This is a genomic window from Maribacter sp. 1_MG-2023 (assembly GCF_030547005.1).
Classification (GTDB): Bacteria; Bacteroidota; Bacteroidia; order Flavobacteriales; family Flavobacteriaceae; genus Maribacter.
In genome coordinates this window covers 13,418-33,963 of record NZ_JAUOPN010000011.1, presented here as the reverse complement: position 1 = coordinate 33,963, position 20,546 = coordinate 13,418, and the positions used below count along the sequence as shown (strand labels likewise).

Here is a 20,546-nt window from a genome sequence, read left to right as displayed (position 1 = left end):
CCTTACAACACCTGCTTTAATAACTCTTTAATCTCATTCAACATCATTGCCGTAGCACCCCAAACTATATAACCGTTTAATTTAAAGGCAGGTACTTCAATATCTACAGCATAAGAGGTTGTTATTTTTTTGGATACAATTTTTGATTCGTCTAAAAAATCTACAATTGGAACTTCTAGAATCAATTCTACTTCTGATTCTTGTTTTACAAAAGGTTTCGGTTCTTTATATAGCCCTATAAATGGCTGAACAATAAAATTACTTGGAGGAATAAAAATTTCTGAAATTTCTTTCACCAAGGTTACATCTTTGGGGTCTACCCCTACTTCTTCATAAGTTTCGCGTAACGCTGTAGTAAGCAATCCGTTATCTGATTTTTCTACTTTACCGCCTGGAAAACCTACTTGGTTCGAGTGTACACCTTTATATGTTTTTCTCAGAATCAACAATAGATTGGTATTTTGATTTAACGTTGGATAAAATAATGCCATAACTGCCGCTTTCCTCGGATTCTTCTTCGCCTGATTAATTCGCTGCAACTCTTCTATACGAATTTCTGGAGCCATTTTATACTGCGAAGCTTCTCCCGGTAGCGGTAGATCCTTTATTTTTGATATTTGTTGTTCAAAAAATTTAAAATCCATGCGTTCACTTAAATTCTATATATTCCTTTTTGTTGCTATTGTAGCTTTAGCTGGCTGTAAAGATACTTCTAAGAAAGTTGACACTACAATTTCTACGGCCCAGACAATTATAGACTCTACTAAAATTACAGAAAAAGAAATTATAAATGACGAGCAAGAAGAAGCTTTTGAACTCACCGAAGACAATGCCATTGATTTCTTTTTCAATTATGAAAAAACTTTAAAATCCAATAAGGTTAAAATCACTACTAATCTAGGCAGTTTTACCATAGAGCTATTTGAAAATGTACCTTATCACCGAGCCAATTTCATTTACCTTACCGAAAAGGGTTATTTTGATTATACGCAATTTCATAGAGTCGTGAAAAATTTCATTATCCAAGGTGGTAATTCTGATGACGAGAAAACAGGAAAGAAGAGAAATGACATAGGCAGGTATTTATTACCACCAGATACTCGAAAAGGTCATAAGCATCATAGAGGCACAGTTTCTATGCCTAGTAGTGAAATGGACAACCCTCATATGCTAGCATCTCCTTTTGAATTTTTCATAGTTGTTACCGACCCTGGATCGTATCATTTAGATAATGAATACACTCCTTTTGGCAGAATTATAGAAGGTATGAATGTGGTTGATAAAATTAACAATGTACCCGTTGAAAAAGGAGATTGGCCTTTGCAAAATATCTACATCGAAAAGGCTGAAGTACTAGAGTAGTTTTTGACTTTTGGTTGTTGGTTGTTGGTTGTTGGTTGTTGGTTGTTGGTTGTTGGTTGTTGGTTGTTGGTTGTTGGTTGTTGGTTGTTATAAAAATCAAATGATTTTTATAACAACCATATTGAATTTCAATATTTTCTTAAAATCTGTTTCATACTAAACGACAGCATATAATCAAAAATCGACTACATTTCAACTTCATACTTTTTACTTTGTACTTAAAAAAAACACTACTCAATCTTTACAATCAACTTACCCATCACTTTTCTATTCGTCATTTCTTCCAATGCTTTTGATGTATCTTCCAAATTGTAAATGGCGTGAATATGTGGTTTCAATTTTCCCTGGGCATGCCATTTCATTAAAGTCATTGTATTTTCCATATTTGCTTTAGAATCTTTCATTGCAAAAGCTCCCCAAAAAACACCAACAATAGAAGCCTCTTTTAATAAAGGAAGGTTCAATGGTATTTTCGGAATATCACCAGCGGCAAATCCAACCACCAAATACCTACCGTTTCTGGCCATACCACGAAATGCCGCTTCTGAATATGCACCACCTACCGGATCATATATGACATCTACACCTTTACCTTCTGTCAGAACTTTAATTGATTCTTTTAAATCTTGTGTGGTGTAGTTTATAGTTGCGTCAGCTCCATATTCTTGGCATAAGGATAGTTTTTCATCTGTTGAAGCTGCTGCAATAACTTTTGCTCCCATTAACTTACCTAACTCAACAGCTGCCAACCCTACGCCACCAGATGCCCCCAGTACTAAAAGAGTTTCCTCTTCTACCAATACACCTCTATCTTTTAATGCATGGTAAGAAGTACCGTACGCCATTAAAAATGACGCTGCTGTCGGAAAATCCATTTGTGGTGGTTTTGGAAAACAGGCATTTGCAGGTACGATAACTTCTTCTGCCAAACCGCCGTGAGCTACAAAACCAAATACTTCTTGACCCACTTTCAAATGAGTTATACCTTCGCCTACTTCCTTCACAACTCCTGCTACATCACTACCTGGTGTAAAAGGTAATTCTGGTTTAAATTGATACAACCCTTGTATTATAAGTGTATCAGGGAAATTAAGTCCGCATGCTTTTACCGCTACTAAAACCTCCTTCGCCTTTGGTTTTAAATTATCAACTTCTTCCAATACCAAAGAAGATGGAGGACCGTATTTATTACATCGTATTGCTTTCATTTTTTTAGCTTTGTGCTCATCGCTCATCGCATATTCTGCTTGAGAAGTGATGCGTTTGGCATTCTGCGGTTAGTTATATTTATTCTATCACCTTCAAAACCAATTTCCCCATTTTATCTCCTGAGAAAAGTCGGTTGTAGGTCTGTGGAAAATTTTCAATTCCTTCGTAAATATCTTCACGGCTCTTTATTTTTCCTTGTGCCATCCATATGCCTAATTGTTCAGCTCCTTCTTTATATCTATCTGCCCAATCAAAAACAACGATACCTGTCATGCTGGCTCTATTGACCAAAAGTGATAGATAATTACTTGGGCCTTTTACCGCCTCTTTATTGTTATACTGAGAAATGGCACCACAAATAACAATTCTTGCATGAAGTCTTAATCTGCCTAGAACGGCATCTAAAATTTCACCACCTACATTATCAAAATAAACATCTAATCCCTTTGGGCATTCTTCTTTCAAACGTGCTTTGATATCCTCATTTTTGTAGTCGATACAAGCGTCAAAACCAAGTTCGTCAACTACATATTTACATTTATCTGCGCCACCGGCTATACCTACCACATGGCAACCTTTTATTTTGGCAATTTGACCAACGATACTCCCAACAGCTCCTGCAGCACCTGAAACCACAACGATATCGCCTGCTTTAATCTTCCCTACTTCTTGAATTCCGAAAAAAGCTGTCATTCCTGGCATACCTAAAGAACCTATATAAGTGGGTAACGGAGCTAATTTTGGATCTACAGGATAAAATCCTGTTCCGTCAGTTACGGCATATTGTTGAACTCCACCGGTACCAGCAACATATTGTCCTACTTTAAATTTTGGGTTTTTAGAGGCTACTACCTCGCCAACAGAACCCGCTCTCATGACCGAACCAATTTCCATTGGTGCTATATATGATCTTGCATCATTCATCCACCCGCGCATAGCAGGATCTAGTGATACATAATGTTGTTTTACCAAAAATTGACCTTCCTCTATTTCAGGTGTTGGAGTCGTTACTAGCGACCATGTAGAAGCATCTGCTTCACCTTGTGGTCTTTTTACAAATAATAATTGTTTATTCATGTTTCTTTTATCTTTTAAATTCCTGCTAAAGGAAATCTGTTTAATTTGAACCTTATAATTTTAATTTCGAACCCCTTACTTTACTTCTTCTTGCTCGAAAAACTTTCGACGTAAGCTTTCATTTTGGCTCGAATTTCTGGTTTCCACCAAAGCTCTGATGCTTCTTTCAATGAAGTTTCGGCATTTAAGTCTAGTTTATCTAAAAGGTGCTTTCTAAGTTTTGCCTTTGTATTCATAAGAATTTCTTGGTCTGCCCTCATATATATTTTCATCTGCTTTTCAGCACGTTCCAATACATTTTCTAAAGGCACTAACTCATCTACCAGTCCGGCTGCCAATGCTTCTTTTCCAGATAGTAATTTTCCTTCTAGAATATATCTACTTGCCAAACCATCGCCCATCCAAAATGCATATGCTTCTGTTAGGTTTTGACTTATTTGAATGTTAACGGCTACCTCATTTAAGCCTATAACATACTTGTCTCCTTCTGCCATATACCGATTATCACTTGCCACTGCCAATACACAACCTCCTGCCGGAGAATGACCGGTAATTGCTGAGATGAATGGTTTTTTAAACTGGACTAATTGAAGATATAAAGCACCAAATACTGTGAAAAAATGAGTGATTTGTTCTTGTTCATATTGATACAATTCAATTAAATCTAAACCTGCAGAAAAGTAATGGGGCTGACCTGTTAGAATTACCCCCTTTACCGCTATATTTTTTTCTAAGTCACGAAACGTAGTCGATAATTCATTTACCATTTCGGCATTAATCGCGTTTACCTTACCACGGTTCATTTGAACTATAGCATAATCACCTTTATATGTTATTTCTAATGTTTTCATATTTGCTTATAATGAAGTTCCACCGTCTAATGTTATGGTCTGACCTGTAATAAATTTAGAATTATCAGAAGCCAACCAGCAGATTGCCTCTGCAATTTCATCTGCTTCACCAAAGCGCCCCATTGGTATAAAGCGTTTAAGTTTAGAGCCCATATCAGGACTTACGGACAATAATTGTTCTAATAGTGCTGAGTGTGTAAATCCAGGACAAACGGCATTGACACGGATATTTTTTCTGCCATATTCTAAGGCGGCGGACTTTGTCATACCTACCACTGCAAATTTGCTTGCGCTATACGACAAGTTATTTCCTGATGCTTTCAAACCTGCAAGCGATGCTACGTTTACTATATTCCCTTTTCCTTGAGAGAGCATTTGCTTTATGGCCGCCTGCATACAATAAAATACGCCAGTTTGGTTCACGGCTATTACATTATGCCAATCATCATGCGTATGATCTGCAGTTTTTGCTTGGTGCTTTCCACCAATACCCGCATTATTTACCATGACATCAAGACTACCGTATTTTGAAACTGTGCCTGTTATTAAGCTTTCAACTTCTTCAAACTTGGTTACATCGGTTTTAACTGCCGATGCCGTGCCACCTGCGCTTTTTATTTCTTCAACTACCTTATTCGCGTTCTCTACGTTAATATCAGAAACAATAACGTTTGCACCATGTGTTCCAAAAAGTTTTGCCGTTGCTGCGCCAATACCACTACCTGCACCTGTTATAATTACAATTTTGTCTTTTAAATTCATTTGTTCCTTTTTAAACTTTTAGTGTTACCAGATTCTTGACTGTGTTGGTTTTGGCAAAAAAGATTGATTAACTATCTAACTACTGCCTGGTTATTTTTTCAATTTATATTCCTGCTATTCAGCTACAATGAATTAACCGAGAATCTTCCAATGCTTGATTTCTTAAATGAGAAGGATAACCTTCGGCTTGTATCATTTCTAAAAAATCTGAAATCGTTTTATATTTTATGAGTAAAATTTTATCCCATAATTCTTCGTCTTCCGGTCCTATTAACATGGTGGTTTCTTTTCCCATAAATAAGATTTCTGCTTCTGCTTTTATGAAAAAAGGAGTCGCTTTTTTCATATATTCTTTATAAGAATCAGCTCCCGACAAGCCTGTTTCTGTCACCAATTCTTTAAATTTCAATAAATTAAGCATCACTACAGAAGTATCCTTGGGAAATTTTACAAATGCCTTAAATTGTTCTTCATTGATTTCTAGAAATGCTTCTTTTTTCATACCCTTAAAATAAATTATCAATTTGATTTTTCTGAATGGCTTGCCACGCTGTATTACAACATAATTCTGAAGCTTTATTCAAGTTAGCAAATTTTGGGTCACTAGTATGCCCGTGCTTGTACCTGTAATATATTTGCTGCGCGATAACCGCTATTTTAAAAAGTCCGTACGTATAATAAAATGTAAGGTTATCTATATTTCTACCACTCTTCAGTCCATATTGCTGAACGATTTCTGTTCTAGATGGGTTGCCTTCCATTACCGTTGGCGATTGCAAACCTTGCTTCATAAAATCGGGATCGGCAGCAGTGGTCCAATAGCCTAAAGAAGTACCTAAATCCATTAAAGGATCACCTAGCGTGCACATTTCCCAATCTAGAATAGCCGTAATCTCTTTCCACGTATCATCTTTAAAAACGACATTGTCATACTTAAAATCGTTATGTATTAAAGTATGATCGTATTCTTTCGGCTGATTATCTTGCATCCATGCCATTACCTTTTCAGCGGTAGGCACGTCATCGGTAGCGGCTGCTAAATATTGTTTACCCCAATTGGTAACTTGTCTTTCAACATACCCTACAGGTCTGCCTAAATTATCTAATCCTGCTGCCTTGTAATCGACATTATGAAATTCTACGAAAGTATCGAGCCAGGTATTTGAAATTGTTTTGAATTCTGAAGGAGAAACCTGTCTTGTTCTTGCTTCTTTTGCAGTTAAAATTTCACCTAAAACCTTACTCATTATATAAAATGGGGCACCAATTACATCGACATCTTCTGTATAGGCAAATGCCATTGGTGCCTTATCGAATACCTTATTCAAGTTGTGAATTACTTTATATTCCCTTCCCATATCATGACCTCTCTTCGGAGCGGCAAATGGAGGGCGACGTAATACATATTCTTTATCTTCTATATGTAATAGATATGTTAGATTTGAAAAACCATTGGAGAATTGACCAACCTGCAGCTCGCTTTTGGCGTCTGTAATAAGGTTATGCTCAAACAAGAATTTCTTAAGTTTGACGTCGTTTAATTCTTCACCTTCTCTGACTGGTTTTAAATTCATCTTCTTTATTATCAGTTGCTCTTTATTCTTTCTAGTTTACAATCATTCTTAAACCAATACACTTTTTGTATACTTAAGTTTTCGACAAGTTCGAAATGACATCTAAGTCTCCCTTTACCATATACTTAGTGCTAGTTTATTCTTATTCTGTTGTTACTTCGAGTACTGCTTTATAACATTCTTACCCAATTGGCTCATATGAACCTCATCTGGTCCATCAGCTAATCTGAGCATTCTGGCAGCAGCAAAAAAATGTGCCAATGGTACATCGCTGCTTACACCCAATCCACCTAAAATTTGCATTGCCCTATCTACTACTCTCAGTGTCATATTTGGCGTTACAATTTTAATCATGGCAATTAAATCTTTGGCTTCTTTGTTGCCTAGTTTATCCATTTTATCGGCTGCAGAGAGTACCAGAAGTCTTGTTTGCTCTATCTCACAAGCTGAATTTGCAATATCTTGACGAACACTACTGTAGGTATCTAAAGTTCTTCCAAAAGGTTTGCGTTGCGTTGTACGTTGCGACATAATTTCTAGCGAGCGTTGCGCCATACCTATCAATCGCATGCAGTGATGTATTCTACCAGGACCTAATCTACCCTGAGCAATTGCAAACCCCTGACCTTCGCCAACCAATAAGTTTTCTTTGGGTACGCGAACATTATCTAAAAGAATTTCTGCATGACCCTCTGGAGAATCGTTGTAACCAAAAACTGTTAACGGTCTAATCACTTTTAGACCCGGTGTGTCCATAGGAACCAAAATCATACTTTGTTGCACATGTCTGGGAGCATCAAAATCTGTTTTTCCCATGACAATGGCAATCTTACAATTAGGATCCATTGCACCCGATGACCACCATTTACGACCATTAATTACGTATTCATCACCATCGGCTACGATAGATGTTTCTATATTGGTAGCATCTGATGAAGCGACGTCAGGTTCTGTCATTAAAAATGCAGAACGAATGTCGCCATTCATCAATGGTTTTAACCATTTTTCTTGCTGTTTTGGAGTACCATATTTTGATAATACTTCCATATTACCGGTATCTGGTGCGCTGCAATTGAATACTTCTGATGACCATAACGTGCGCCCCATAATCTCTGCCAATGGAGCATATTCCATATTGGTCAAACCCGGACTTAAATCACCATATGTTTTTGGAAGGAAAAGATTCCATAAACCTGCATTTTTTGCTTTTTGTTTTAATCCTTCTAAACCTGGCCACTTTGTCCATGCATTTGCCGGGTCTTTATGAAAAGCCTCTACTTCTTTTTCAACAGGAGCCAAATTTTGAGATACAAACTGCTTTAGCTTTTCTTGAAGTTCTTTGGATTTTTCTGAATATTCAAAATTCATTTTTTCTCGTTTTCGTTGATAGTGTTTAGAATGTATTTTTGGATTTGGATTTGAATTTTAGTTGATAAGCTTTACCCCCTTAGGATAGCATAACTCTTAACCAAAATCGAATACAGATTTTTATCCTGAAATTAAATATCCACCGTCTGCTGCGTAAACACCACCGGTCATATACGAACCTGCATCTGATGCCAAGAGCATTACGATGCCTGCCATTTCATCTGGTTCTGCCATTCTTTTTAATGGCACGGTCTGATTGTAACCTTCAACTAATTTATCATTGGACCAAAGACTTTGACTGAACTTTGTTTTAATGAGTCCGGGACAAACTACATTAGAACGAATACCGTATCTACCCCACTCTTTAGCCTGATTTTTTGTAAGCATAATTAAGGCAGATTTGGTCATACTATACAATCCTAATCTAAACCCTGGATGAATACCCTCTACAGACGAAATATTAATAATACTACCGCTGCCATTCTCTTTCATAAATGGTTGCACCAGGTTTGAGAGTAACCAAGGTGCTTTTACGTTAACATTCATTATTTTATCAAAAACCTCTTCTTCAGCACTTTCTATGGGACCATAAAAAGGATTGATCGCTGCATTATTTACCAATATATCTATTCGTCCATATTTTTCAACCGTCTTTGCTAGCAGTGCTTCTCTCTGTTCTGCATCACCAATATGACAGGCAATACCAATAGCATCAAAACCAGCTTCATTAAATTCAGCTGCAACAGCATCAACAGCTTCTTGATTTCGACTACTGATAACCAACTTGGCTCCGTTCTCCGCTAAACCACGCGCAATAGATAAGCCTATTCCTTTACTAGAACCTGTAACGATTGCCACTTTTCCTGTAAGATCAAATTTTTGTTTTATGCTATTCATATGTTTATATCTCGTTTTTCTGTGCTAGTTTTTATATCAAGAAATGACAAAACCTGCGTTATATTCTAAATGTGAATTTATTTTAAACTTTTTCTTGTGAACGAAACATTCCTATTCTCGTGTTTTCACCCTAAGTTAGAAAACTCCTCCCTTCAATTGAAAGGAGGAAATTCTACCTATTTTAATTAATGCCTTAAAAAGTTTAAAACATCTGTATCAATCTCTTTTCAAGGTAACAAATAGTACTATTCTTTCTTATTAAATAAAGACTTCTTTATCTGTACCGATGGTTAAAGCTTTCTCATTATCCATAAGTATTTCTGCTAGTCCCGAAGTTTTTGGAAGTTCGTATTTGAAATAGAATTCCATGGCATGAATTTTACTTTCATAGAATTCTGTACTGTGATCATTATTACCCATTACTAAGGCATTTTGAGCTTCAAGACCTATATTTAGCCATAACCAACTTTGTACTATTGTACTAAAGAATTCCATAAACGGAGTAGCATCTGCTAAGAAACGCTGGTAATCGCCCTTCATGGCAAAGCCCATTAAGCTTTGTAATACCTGTTGTGTCAATTCTAATTTACCTCCTAATTTATTTGCATATGGTTTTAAAGAATCGTGAACCATACTCGCTTTTATGGTGTTTGTGATTTCTTCGGATAATAGCTGTAAAGCCTTCCCGTTATCCATCGTTACTTTTCTACCTAATAAATCTTGAGATTGAATACCCGTTGTACCTTCATAGATAGCTGAAATACGGATATCTCTTAAATATTGTTGTAATATATATTCGGAACAAAACCCATATCCACCTAAAACCTGAACACCATTATTTACCGAAACAATACCCGCTTCAGACGGATATGTTTTTACTAAAGGTGTCATAATCTCTAATAGCAATCTATATTTTTCGCGTTCTTCTACTGTTGCACTTGCTATAGAAAGGTCATGATATTTTGCAGTCAACAGTACTAAACTTTGAGCACCTTCGGTAATTACTTTTTGCAACAATAACATTCTACGAACATCTGCATGGTTAATAATTAAGGTCTGCTCTTGGTTTGCATCTTTTTTACCTGTGCTTGTTAATTTACGCCCTTGTGGTCTTTCGTTCGCATAGTTCAAAGAAGCTTGGTATGCTGCCGAAGCTATCGCCGCTGCACCTCTACCAACCCCGATTCTCGCGCCATTCATCATTAAAAACATATATTTTAACCCTTGATTAGCCTCACCTACAAGCCAACCTTCACAATTTTCTTTATCACCAAAAAATAAGTGCGTTGTACAATAGCCACGTTGTCCCATTTTTTCAAAATCGGCAACTACGGTTACATCATTAGGTGTTAAACCACCATTGGCAGTTGGTTTATTTTTAGGCACCACAAATAAAGATATTCCTTTTGTGCCCGCTGGTGCACCTTTTATTCTTGCCAAAACCAAATGCACAATATTCTCTGCACCTTGGTAATCACCACCTGATATAAATATTTTCTGTCCGTTAATTTTATAGGTATCGCCATCGGGCGTAGCAGATGTTGTAATATCTGAAAGTGAACTACCTGCCTGTGGTTCAGTTAAACACATAGTACCGCCCCATTTTCCAGAAAGCATATTAGACAAGTAAATATCTTTAAGCTCTTGACTACCAAAATGGGCAATCAATTCTGCAGAACCCACCGTTAAACCAATATAACCTTGTAAATGATTGTTAGCTGCATCTTGTATAAATGCCGAAGCATGTGCCGCCATGGCAGGCATTTGCATACCACCATGCTCATATGAAAATGAACTTGCAATCAGCCCCATTTCTCCACCAGCTTTCATAAATTTTAACACCTGAGGATGCACTACAATCTCACCATCTTTAAAATGTGCTGGCTTCTCATCCATCTCCCTGAAATAAGGGTAAAGCTCTTTGTCAGAAAAATCTTTAACCGAATTCAGCATCATTTCTACCGATTCTTGATCATATTCTGCATAGCGCTCTTGGTCAAGAACATCTTGCAGATTATTTACTTTATATAATAAGAATTTGAGCGTTTCTAAGTCTACATATTGATTTGCCATTGCGTTGTATTTTATGAAACATCAAGTTAGTAGATATTTTACCCAAACTCATTAAACTAGTTTAATAAAAGAATGAAACCAACGATTATCACAGTCAAATCTTCTATATTTAGAACTATCTCTCTAAACCTTAGCATTTTATGGATAATATTTCTAACGCAATTCTTGCTATTTCCCTAATCATCATCATGTTCGGCATGGGTTTATCTTTAGAGATCAAAGATTTCGTTCGAATATTCAGTAAACCTAAAGCCATATTAATTGGTCTATGCTGTCAATTAATCAATCTTCTCATAGTTGGCTTCATCCTCATACGAATCTTCAACTTATCGCCAGAAATTGCGATTGGCGTCATCATTATTTCTGCCTGCCCTGGCGGACCAACTTCAAACTTAATTACACATTTAGCAAATGTCGATACTGCACTTTCAGTTTCACTAACCGCAATAAGTAGCTTAATAACCTTGGTATCGATTCCTTTTATTATCAATTTAGGTTTGCAAGAAGTTTTGGGTGAAGGCACAACTATTCAACTCAATATAGCCCAAACCATTTTACAAGTATTCATCATCGTAATTTTACCTGTTGGCTTAGGGATGATACTAAAATATAAAAGCCCAAGCTTTGCTTTGAAAATGGAAAAACCAGTAAAAAAAGCATCGGGTATATTCTTTGTCATTGTTTTGGTGGCAATTCTTATTAAAGAACGGGCGCTGCTAATAAACAATATTCAAGAAGCCGGTCTTGTAACTTTAACTCTTAATGTTATTACCATGTCTATTGGATATATCTTAGGATATATTTTCAGCCTACCCCTTAAACAACGTATTTCTGTAGCTATAGAAGGTGGAATACAAAATGGAACATTGGGTATAAGTATTGCAACGATTCTACTTAACAATACCGCTTATGCCATAGCACCAGCTATTTATGGAACTCTAATGTTTTTTACTGCAGGTATTTTTATTTACTGGAGCAATAAACAGATTAAAAAACAAATTATTTAAACACAATCGCTTTCTCTTTGACCCACACGCTTTCGAATTTTAGAGAGCCCGACAGGTGTCAAACCTAAATATGATGCTATTAAATACTGTGGTAGACGCTGAAATAAATCGGGCCTTTTCTCCAATAACCTCAAATAACGCTCTTCATTTGTACGACTGTTCATACGTTCTACACGACTGTATGATTTTAAAAAAGCTTCTTGCATTGACAATCTGCCAAATCTTTCTAATTGATGCGAATTATCAAAAGACATTTCTGCATTCGATTTTTTTATTGCAAAGACTGTGGATTCTTCAGTTGCCGTTAAAAAATATCTTGAAGGCGAACCTTTTACATAGGCTGGTAGATCGGTAAAGAAAATATCTTCGGTATAAAACTCCAAAACTTTGGTCTCCCCATCTTGAACTTTATAATAATAGATACAACCAGCATCTAAATAATAAAAATAGTTAACCATTTGACCTGAAGAAATCAGTGCTTCGCCTTTCTTCAATTCAATTCTTTCATACAGTGACAACCAATAATCTAAAACATCGTCATCTACTTTATTGTAAGAGAGAATTTTATTCTTAAGATTTTGCAGAGAAGTCACTTTTAGGTTGTTTTATAATTAGTATAATCGATTTAGGATGATTATAAATATAGGCAATTTCAAAAAATAGAGCACAAAATATTACCATATTCTACCAACCGCACTTATAATTTTAAGAATATAAAAAAATAGCCGCTCAAGAAAAATAGAGCAATACCACTGCTTTCCCTTTTACAACATGATGTATTCTGTCAAAATCAGTAGTTATCAGAACCTCTTTTACTGTTTTTCATGAAGCTTTTAGCGTAAATTTCTAGTTATATACTTGGACGCATTAACCCTTCTTGCGCTACAGAAGCAACCAACACTCCAGTTCTGTCATATACACTACCTCTTGAAAATCCTCGAGAGTTAGAAGCACTTGGACTATCCATACTATATAACAACCATTTTTGGATATCAAAATCGCGATGAAACCATATAGCATGATCTAAGCTGGCATAAAAAGTCTCGCCTTTATTCAATACTTCTCTGTGTGGTAATGTCGCCGTGGTCAGTAAATTATAATCAGATGCGTAAGCCAATAATTGTTGTTGCATCGGCAAAGCGATTTCAGCTTTATCAGAAGTGCGTAACCAAGTATTAAAAAATGGAGAACCATTTTCGATTAGTTGCGTTGTAAATTTTTCTACTGGTTTAAATTCAAATACTTTAGGCTGGACCGCTTTTAATCTTTTATATGCACCAGGGTACAGATACTTAATCTCTTCTAACTGCTCGAGACTGGTAGTTAGTTTCTCTGGCGGAATTAAATTAGGCATCGGAAATTGATGGTTAACTCCATCGGACTTTACCTGAAATGATGCGGCCATATTGAAAATTGCTTTTCCGTTTTGTTTTGCCACTACCCTTCTTGTAGTAAAGCTGCCTCCATTTCTAATGGTATCGACCTCGTAGCGAATCGGATACTTTAAATCTCCGCCCAAAATAAAATAACCATGTAGCGAATGTGCAATACGATCTTCTGGCACCGTTTGATAGGCTGCATGTAAAGATTGTGCTAATACTTGCCCGCCAAAAACCCTACCCCAAGGGGCATTGTAGTTTTCCCCTTCAAATATGGTTTCATCTATTCTTTTAAGAGTTATCAACTCTATCAGTTCTTTAATTGTTTGCATTTAAGGATACCTATTTTTTTTGGAATCTAAAAGTACAGTTTTAGAGATGAAACAAAAACCACTTTACCATTATTCAGATAAATAACAACTTCATTAAACCAAGCAATACACTTTAAGTAAAATGACGTAATCTCATTTCAGAATCATTACAACACAAAATTCGTTAACTGTCAAGTATGAATAAGAATTGCAGAAAATGTAGCTCTAATGTTATTTAACGAACAATATTTGAGAAATGTTTAGTAAATAATAAGTCGAGTGTGAAAATAAATTGCGCTGAAGACAATGTAATTTGAGAAAAACTTACTTAGCATTAAAACCAAATCGATGACATGTACTATTTTAATCTTATTTTTTAGCTCCCATTTTTTAACAACATAAAAGGTTCTGTATTTGTACAAAACGACATTTTCGTTGTGTTTGTATTTTGGCTGACTTTCTAATAACCAAAGATTCAATTTTTATGATAATTTTTAACGTCTATCTTCACCAAATACTCCGTAATATTTTGTCAGAATAATCTTCATACTGTTTTAAATTATTATCATTTCAGGACAGCAAAGCACTATTCTATAAATAGTAATATGTATCAAAAACCATTTTAGTAATTTGAAAATAAATTGTTAAATACAATAATTATGAAAAAGTTATTCCTATTATTTCTCGCTGGATTGGTACTACAATCTTGTAAAAGTTCATACTTAAATCAATCGACCAATGTTAGTGGTCAAAAAAAACAGTATGATAAAATATTGGTAGTAAGTAGAACTTCTGATATTACCACTAGAATTAGTTCTGAAAAGAGCATTGTAAGTGCACTATCTCAAAACGGCATAAACGCAGAAGCTTCATCAAATGTTATTGAAACTAAAACATTTATTACCAAGCCTACAGTTGATGAGCTTAATGAAATGGTTACACGATTAATTGAGCAGGGCTACAACGGCGTAATAATCACAAACCTTATTGACTCAAGTGAATATACCGATGTAATACCAGGTAATTCAGTTGGTTATGGAGCAATGCCCGTTAGATATGGTCGATTTGGAAGATATTATGGAGCTTACCCAATATCTACATGGGAACCCGACAGAATTAGTACAGGAGTCCAATATATTCTTGAAAGTTGCCTTTATGACTTACGAACAAAAAGCGGCGACAACCTTCAATGGGTAGGTAGGTTTAAAATTAAAGACCCAAGTAATCTTTCAAAGACAACTGACAATTATTCAAGAGAACTGTCTGAGGCATTGATAGAAAACAGCATTTCTAAATAGAGAACTATACATAGCCGTTATCTATATCAAAGAAACAGATATGTGAATTAAAAAAAGTATGATCCTTAGCATATGAAAAAAATAATAATTTTCTTGATTATTTTAATTTGGTTCGATGGTAGGGCTCAAAACTTCAATTTCAAAGACTATTTACTTTTAGGAGTTGACCAAGCCGAAAAATTGGCTACTGGCTATGTCGAACCCCTAAGCGAGGGCTTGCTTTACGGTTTAACCGGTGGATGGTATAATACAGCACAAGTTAAAAATAAATGGGAATTGGAATTATCATTGGTCACCAATGGTTCTTTTGTACCTAAAGATAAATTATTTCGTGAGTACAATGTAGGTGAGTTTGAGAATCTGAGTTTAGCCAATGGCGGTAATGTTATAAAAATACCAACAATTCTAGGAAGCAATGACTCTCGAGTCGGTCTAATCGCTACTTTAGATGGTCAAGAATTCGAATTTGATGCACCTACAGGTATCGGTCTGCTTTCAACCAATTTACTACCAAACGCTATGCTTCAGGCTAGCATTGGTTTGCCTGGTAATTCTGAATTGGGGTTTCGCTACGTTCCAAAAATGAATATAAATGGTGCCAATATAGGTGTTACCGGTATTAGCATAAAACATGAACTAACAGAGAGTATTAGAAATTGGCAAAAATGGCCAGTTTCAATTTCAGCTTTTGCAGCTTTTACCAGATTAGATATTCGATATGACTTTCAAACTGATGGATTTTTAACTGGACAATCACAAAGGTTAGAGAGCTATTTGAATAGTTTCTCTGCAGAAATTTTGGCATCGACTAAACACCCAGTATGGAACACTTATGGAGCAATTGGATTTGTAAAAGGAAAAGCCAACTATGATTTAAAAGGAATTTATACCATAGAAACACAATCAAGAACAATTTCTTACCAAGACCCTTTTAATATTAAAAACGAAATATCTGGTTTTAAGATCAATATAGGTGGAAAAGTAAATATTAAGAGATTCAGCATTAACTTAGATTACACCTTTCAAGGTTACAATAATTTAAGCTTACGCCTAAACTACATTGTTTTAACTGGTAATTCTAATAATTAACCAACACTGTAACAGAACAGTTTTCTTTTTGCCTATTGTTTTTTTTGGTAAACACTCTATCTGAACATATTATTATTCTAAATGACTTTACCATTAAATCTATACTTTACATAAAGCCCTAAAGAATTATCGATATACACTTTGAATACTCAATAAAACAAAACCTTAAATTACTGAATGAGTTTGAACAGGCTTATATTTTTTTTACAAAATAGTTTAATACTATTTCTGGTTTCTATCGCAACATCTCAAGAAAAGAAAGAATTAAAGTATGCCGCTACTATCAACTCAGATAATGATGCGTTTATATTTTGGCAAAATTCAGATCGCTTTTATTCATTTGGACTTGGACTAAAAGTCGCTATAAAACCAGAAAAATTTTTAGGTTTTGAAAAAAAAATTATCAATAAAAAGGATTTCTTTATTGATTTTGAAATCAAGTCTGAAGGTTATACAGCATCAAATCCGGAAATTAGTTTAGAATCAATTTTAAATGACAGCATTGTTTTTGACAGACCTTTTGCCGGTCTTTTGTTCAGCAAAACTGGTATAACTTACTCGTTCGAAAGATTATTTTTTAGAGGAGAATTGCTTTTAGGCGTTATGGGACCTTCGGCATTTACAAGAGAAATTCAAGATTGGGTACACAAAAAAATTACTGGAGATGGTGTTTTGAGTGGTTGGGATTTTCAGATACCAGACCAAATAATATTCAACACCAATTTCAAGGGGCTTTATGACCTAACGCCAAGCTATAATGGATTTGATGTTTATTCTGGTCTAGAAGCACGAGTTGGAAATTTATACATTGATACCACCCCATTAGTAGGAATTAGAATCGGTAAATTTGGACCACTCGCTTCATCAACGGCTTTTGGAAATACGCTGTTGGGCTCAACTTCTCTAAGAGAAATCTATATTAAAAGTTCGTTATCAGCAACCGTAAATTGGTACGACGCAACTGCACAAGGAAACATTTTTAATCGTGATTATGAATATGCAGTAAAAGACCTTAATCATCTACACACCTCAATGACCCATGGCGTCTACATCAGAACAAAACGTCTTTCAATTGGGTTCGACCACATTTTTACCTACGGTAAAATCATCAAAGGAGAACGACATGTATTTGGAAGATTTGAATTCACTTATTTGTTTTAAATGATAATTCATTACCAAAGCATAACAACAAAAGAGGCACCGGCTGAAATGGAATTAAAAGTACCATTTAATGGTCTTTGAGTATATTCGACCGTAAGATCTGGATCAAATTCTTTTATATACGCTAGCGTGCTTTTGAGATTGGTTGCATTATAATCAAGATATAGACTTAATGCAGTTCTATCACTTATTAAAAATCTATGATAAATACCTGCAGTCCAAGCAAAATTGGAAACAGGACGTATTTGAGCATAAACAATATCATCTGTTTCACTACGATTATCTATTACAATATCTTGAAGAAATAGTTTTGTATCGGCTATTTGAGCTGTACCAAACAAGGTTTTCACTCCTATTGAATATTTTTTATTAAGGTCTAATTGAAGATGAGGACCTATAAGATATTTAGTACTCCCCACCGGCTGAAAAATAAGATTATAACCCATTTCTTGAAATTTTTCCTGAATACTTTCATTAATCTGTATTGGAAAACTTTGAAACCCTACTTCAGCACCTATTCCAAAATTTCTGTTTAAGAACCAAGCACCATCTACAGACATAGAAAATCCGTTTTTAGCTTCAAAACCAGCATCGGGCGCCACAAATGATTTAGTCAAAGACGCATACCCAACCTTAACAGCTAAATATGATGGTTTTTGGCGATTGGGTAGGCTTTTAGAAGTTGAGATTATATTTATTCCTTCATCCTTATAAATTTTTTCATTAAGAAAATAAGAAAATTCGGCTATCGAAATTCCTAAACCTGCACCAACAAGTACATCTGAAACCCAATGGCGATCATTTAGTTGCCGAAACATACCTGTTATCGTTGCCATTAAATACCCACCTATGCTATAATAGACACTTCGATCACCATATTCTTTGTGAAAAATATGTGCACCCATAAAAGCTGTGGCAGTATGACCAGATGGAAATGAGTTACTTGTAGACCCATCAGGTCTTTTTTCGTCTATACCATATTTCATACCTTGAATAACCAATAACGATGTAAGCACCCCAGTGGCAATAGTAGTCGTTTTTCTCTTTAACTTGTGCTTACTTTTGACCCCAAAGGCATCTAAAGCAAAGGTCGCGGCATATGGTGTGTATTGTAAATAATCGTCTAATGGATTTGAAAAATCAGGCAAATATCGATTAATGCCGTTTTTAACAGTTACCCTATTTAAAAAACCTTCATCCTTATAAGTATAAAGCCCTAAGCCTACAAGCGCTCCTGAAGCAATCAGTGCTCGCCCCGTATCAGTTTGATGCCATTTTAAAACTGGCGTAGTAATTTGAAAAACCAAACTTGGCGAAATTTGTAAAGACTCGTAATTCAAATCTATTATCGAGGGTTGAAAAGCCGCATAGTCAACATCAACAATAGAATCTAAATCTTTGTTTAAAGAAAATTTCAATGAATTACTCATAGTTGTTTGAGCACTTATATGACCAAAGAATAGAAATAAAAATACAGAATAAAGTAACTTCATTTTCTAAAAATATTATTAACTAATCTTAGTTAAATACCACTCGTTAAATTGGTAAGACATTTAAAATAAAAAAACTTTTGTTTTTAGGCTATCATCTACCTTAAAAAAATATGCATTCCCATTAAACCTTAGAGTAATCCACCGAATAAAAACCAAGCTTAAAACTAAAATTATAAGGCAAAATTTTCAAGCTATAAAACTACTAAACATAATTACAATCTCACCATAATTTATAAATTCAGGTAAAAAATGAAATTTTTCTAACCAACTTATATCTATTTAATTAATTAAAAAAATCGTTTTATCCCTGAAAAAAAAATCTAATTTATTGACGGATAATGAATTAAAAAAAAACAATAAATTGAATACACACAATTAAATTAGTGGACCATTCATAAAAGAACTAACATTAAACAAGTAGACCAAAATAAAGAATATATAACTACATAAAATACAAGGAATTTTGAATTGAATTTTGTAACTTAAAACTGTTTTTTTTTTAAAAATATTTGTAGAGTTAAGTACCCATATTTGGAAGATTTTCTATAAAAAGTATTATGAAAGATAAATTACACATATATAATTGTGCTTTATTCACGGGTTTTTTTAAAAATTTAGAAGAATCGGGTTTCTGTCTTAAACAAATTAATGAGAGATACGGTCTAAAAAACCATCTGTTTAAAAAAGACACTTTTATACCTACGGCTACAATGCATGATGTCTTACAAGAAGTATGGGTTGCTCTAGGTAAGCGCAGTTTCGTAGCTTATTATGGTAGGTCACTTTCTATTTATGATCTTATTGATTTTGAATTGCTCCAAGATATGGTTATTGACCTTGAAACCGTTTTGGAAATATTCGTACTTAAAGCAAATGAATTTAAAAGTAATGCTAAGGTTGAAATCAACATTACCCCCCAACAGTTAGAAATTACTTTTAATTTTCCAGATAATCTTTGCCTTGGCAGAAGAATCGCTGAACAGATTTGGTTAATCTTTCTATTGGATTTAATCAAAGAGTTTCGAGGAGATGAATGGTTGCCAAAAGCACTACACGTAATGAGCCCAAGTTTAGAAAGCTTAAGGGAATTAGAACTAATCGAAGAATACCCTATTTTATATGGACAGTCTTGTTATCGACTGCTTCTTGAGCCAACCTACTCTTCTAGCTCGATTGAAAACAATATAACGAGTCTCAAAAACAATCATGCAGAAAACACTATAGATACTATTTCATCTATAGAAAAAATACTTCAAAGTTTCGAGCCTAATCATAGACCAAGACTTGTAGAATTATCATCTCTATTCAAGACATCTGCCAGAAGTATAAAGCGACATTTAGAAATCGAACGAACTACTTTTTCAAAAGTATTGTCAACCAGTATATTAAAAGATGCACTTATAATGTTATGCGATAATGACACCTCCATAATAGAGATAAGCGAAAAACTTGGATATTCAGATAGCTCAAATTTTGTACGTTCGTTCAAACGTTGGACAGGATTACCGCCACACACTTTTAAAGACACTTATTTTAGCTTAAACCATTTTTCTTCTAGGTCTCTTATTCTTGACTAATTAATGAAATAACACAAGAAAATTACTTTATTGGCAAATTGACTTCATTTTCAAAGTA

19 protein-coding genes are annotated in these 20,546 nt (G+C 34.9%); 6 read left to right on the top strand and 13 right to left on the bottom strand.

Features of this window, described 5'->3' with window-relative positions; genetic code table 11:
- Nucleotides 1–2 precede the first annotated feature (2 nt).
- Complete coding sequence (locus Q4500_RS12905; RefSeq protein ID WP_303600064.1) at nt 3–644, bottom strand: CoA pyrophosphatase; 642 nt, start codon at nt 642–644, stop codon at nt 3–5.
- Between Q4500_RS12905 and Q4500_RS12900 the strand changes: the two genes are divergently transcribed.
- On the top strand, nt 643–1,362 hold the full coding sequence (locus Q4500_RS12900) for a peptidylprolyl isomerase (RefSeq protein WP_303600063.1): 720 nt from the start codon (nt 643–645) through the stop codon (nt 1,360–1,362). The genes Q4500_RS12905 and Q4500_RS12900 overlap by 2 nt on opposite strands.
- Before the next feature lie 230 nt (nt 1,363–1,592).
- On the opposite strand, the gene Q4500_RS12895 is transcribed toward Q4500_RS12900, so the two are convergent.
- The 9 genes from Q4500_RS12895 to Q4500_RS12855 all read right to left on the bottom strand — a co-directional run bounded on the left by Q4500_RS12895 (nt 1,593) and on the right by Q4500_RS12855 (nt 11,173).
- The gene (locus Q4500_RS12895; protein ID WP_303600062.1) at nt 1,593–2,570 is read right to left on the bottom strand and encodes an NADPH:quinone oxidoreductase family protein; all 978 of its coding nucleotides are present in this window, start codon (nt 2,568–2,570) and stop codon (nt 1,593–1,595) included.
- Nucleotides 2,571–2,649: 79 nt separating this feature from the next.
- The gene (locus tag Q4500_RS12890) at nt 2,650–3,648 is read right to left on the bottom strand and encodes an NADP-dependent oxidoreductase (RefSeq protein WP_303600061.1); all 999 of its coding nucleotides are present in this window, start codon (nt 3,646–3,648) and stop codon (nt 2,650–2,652) included.
- A gap of 80 nt (nt 3,649–3,728) precedes the next feature.
- On the bottom strand, nt 3,729–4,499 hold the full coding sequence (locus Q4500_RS12885) for an enoyl-CoA hydratase/isomerase family protein (protein ID WP_303600060.1): 771 nt from the start codon (nt 4,497–4,499) through the stop codon (nt 3,729–3,731).
- 6 nt (nt 4,500–4,505) lie between these two features.
- Complete coding sequence (locus Q4500_RS12880) at nt 4,506–5,261, bottom strand: SDR family NAD(P)-dependent oxidoreductase (protein ID WP_303600059.1); 756 nt, start codon at nt 5,259–5,261, stop codon at nt 4,506–4,508.
- 118 nt (nt 5,262–5,379) lie between these two features.
- Nucleotides 5,380–5,763 (bottom strand): DUF1330 domain-containing protein, encoded by a 384-nt coding sequence (locus Q4500_RS12875; protein WP_303600058.1) that lies wholly within the window; start codon nt 5,761–5,763, stop codon nt 5,380–5,382.
- Between the two features lie 4 nt (nt 5,764–5,767).
- Complete coding sequence (locus Q4500_RS12870) at nt 5,768–6,835, bottom strand: phosphotransferase family protein (RefSeq protein ID WP_303600057.1); 1,068 nt, start codon at nt 6,833–6,835, stop codon at nt 5,768–5,770.
- A gap of 153 nt (nt 6,836–6,988) precedes the next feature.
- Entirely contained in the window at nt 6,989–8,203 is a 1,215-nt protein-coding gene (locus tag Q4500_RS12865; RefSeq protein ID WP_303600056.1) for an acyl-CoA dehydrogenase family protein, read from the bottom strand.
- Between the two features lie 120 nt (nt 8,204–8,323).
- On the bottom strand, nt 8,324–9,100 hold the full coding sequence (locus Q4500_RS12860) for a glucose 1-dehydrogenase (RefSeq protein ID WP_303600055.1): 777 nt from the start codon (nt 9,098–9,100) through the stop codon (nt 8,324–8,326).
- 258 nt (nt 9,101–9,358) lie between these two features.
- Nucleotides 9,359–11,173 carry an acyl-CoA dehydrogenase gene (locus Q4500_RS12855; protein WP_303600054.1) on the bottom strand — a complete coding sequence of 605 codons (1,815 nt, stop codon included), beginning with the start codon at nt 11,171–11,173 and terminating at the stop codon, nt 9,359–9,361.
- A 140-nt stretch (nt 11,174–11,313) separates the two neighbouring features.
- Between Q4500_RS12855 and Q4500_RS12850 the strand changes: the two genes are divergently transcribed.
- On the top strand, nt 11,314–12,180 hold the full coding sequence (locus Q4500_RS12850; RefSeq protein ID WP_303600053.1) for a bile acid:sodium symporter family protein: 867 nt from the start codon (nt 11,314–11,316) through the stop codon (nt 12,178–12,180).
- Here the strand turns inward: Q4500_RS12850 and Q4500_RS12845 are convergent.
- Together Q4500_RS12845 and Q4500_RS12840 are read right to left on the bottom strand one after the other, a co-directional pair.
- Nucleotides 12,177–12,773: a Crp/Fnr family transcriptional regulator gene (locus tag Q4500_RS12845; RefSeq protein WP_303600052.1), complete on the bottom strand. Its 597-nt coding sequence runs from the start codon at nt 12,771–12,773 to the stop codon at nt 12,177–12,179. The genes Q4500_RS12850 and Q4500_RS12845 overlap by 4 nt on opposite strands.
- 257 nt (nt 12,774–13,030) lie before the next feature.
- Complete coding sequence (locus Q4500_RS12840; protein ID WP_303600051.1) at nt 13,031–13,891, bottom strand: acyl-CoA thioesterase II; 861 nt, start codon at nt 13,889–13,891, stop codon at nt 13,031–13,033.
- A 638-nt stretch (nt 13,892–14,529) separates the two neighbouring features.
- Between Q4500_RS12840 and Q4500_RS12835 the strand changes: the two genes are divergently transcribed.
- From Q4500_RS12835 to Q4500_RS12825, 3 genes are all read left to right on the top strand, one after another.
- On the top strand, nt 14,530–15,168 hold the full coding sequence (locus tag Q4500_RS12835) for a hypothetical protein (protein ID WP_303600050.1): 639 nt from the start codon (nt 14,530–14,532) through the stop codon (nt 15,166–15,168).
- 72 nt (nt 15,169–15,240) lie between these two features.
- A complete protein-coding gene (locus Q4500_RS12830) occupies nt 15,241–16,257 on the top strand; it encodes a DUF6588 family protein (RefSeq protein WP_303600049.1) in 1,017 nt (338 codons plus the stop codon).
- A gap of 177 nt (nt 16,258–16,434) precedes the next feature.
- A complete protein-coding gene (locus tag Q4500_RS12825; protein WP_303600048.1) occupies nt 16,435–17,418 on the top strand; it encodes a lipid A-modifier LpxR family protein in 984 nt (327 codons plus the stop codon).
- A gap of 11 nt (nt 17,419–17,429) precedes the next feature.
- On the opposite strand, the gene Q4500_RS12820 is transcribed toward Q4500_RS12825, so the two are convergent.
- Nucleotides 17,430–18,911 carry a phosphatase PAP2 family protein gene (locus Q4500_RS12820; RefSeq protein WP_303600047.1) on the bottom strand — a complete coding sequence of 494 codons (1,482 nt, stop codon included), beginning with the start codon at nt 18,909–18,911 and terminating at the stop codon, nt 17,430–17,432.
- A gap of 557 nt (nt 18,912–19,468) precedes the next feature.
- On the opposite strand from Q4500_RS12820, the gene Q4500_RS12815 reads away from it, so the two are divergent.
- Nucleotides 19,469–20,488, top strand: a complete 1,020-nt coding sequence (locus Q4500_RS12815; RefSeq protein ID WP_303600046.1) for a helix-turn-helix domain-containing protein — start codon at nt 19,469–19,471, stop codon at nt 20,486–20,488.
- Nucleotides 20,489–20,546 lie beyond the last annotated feature (58 nt).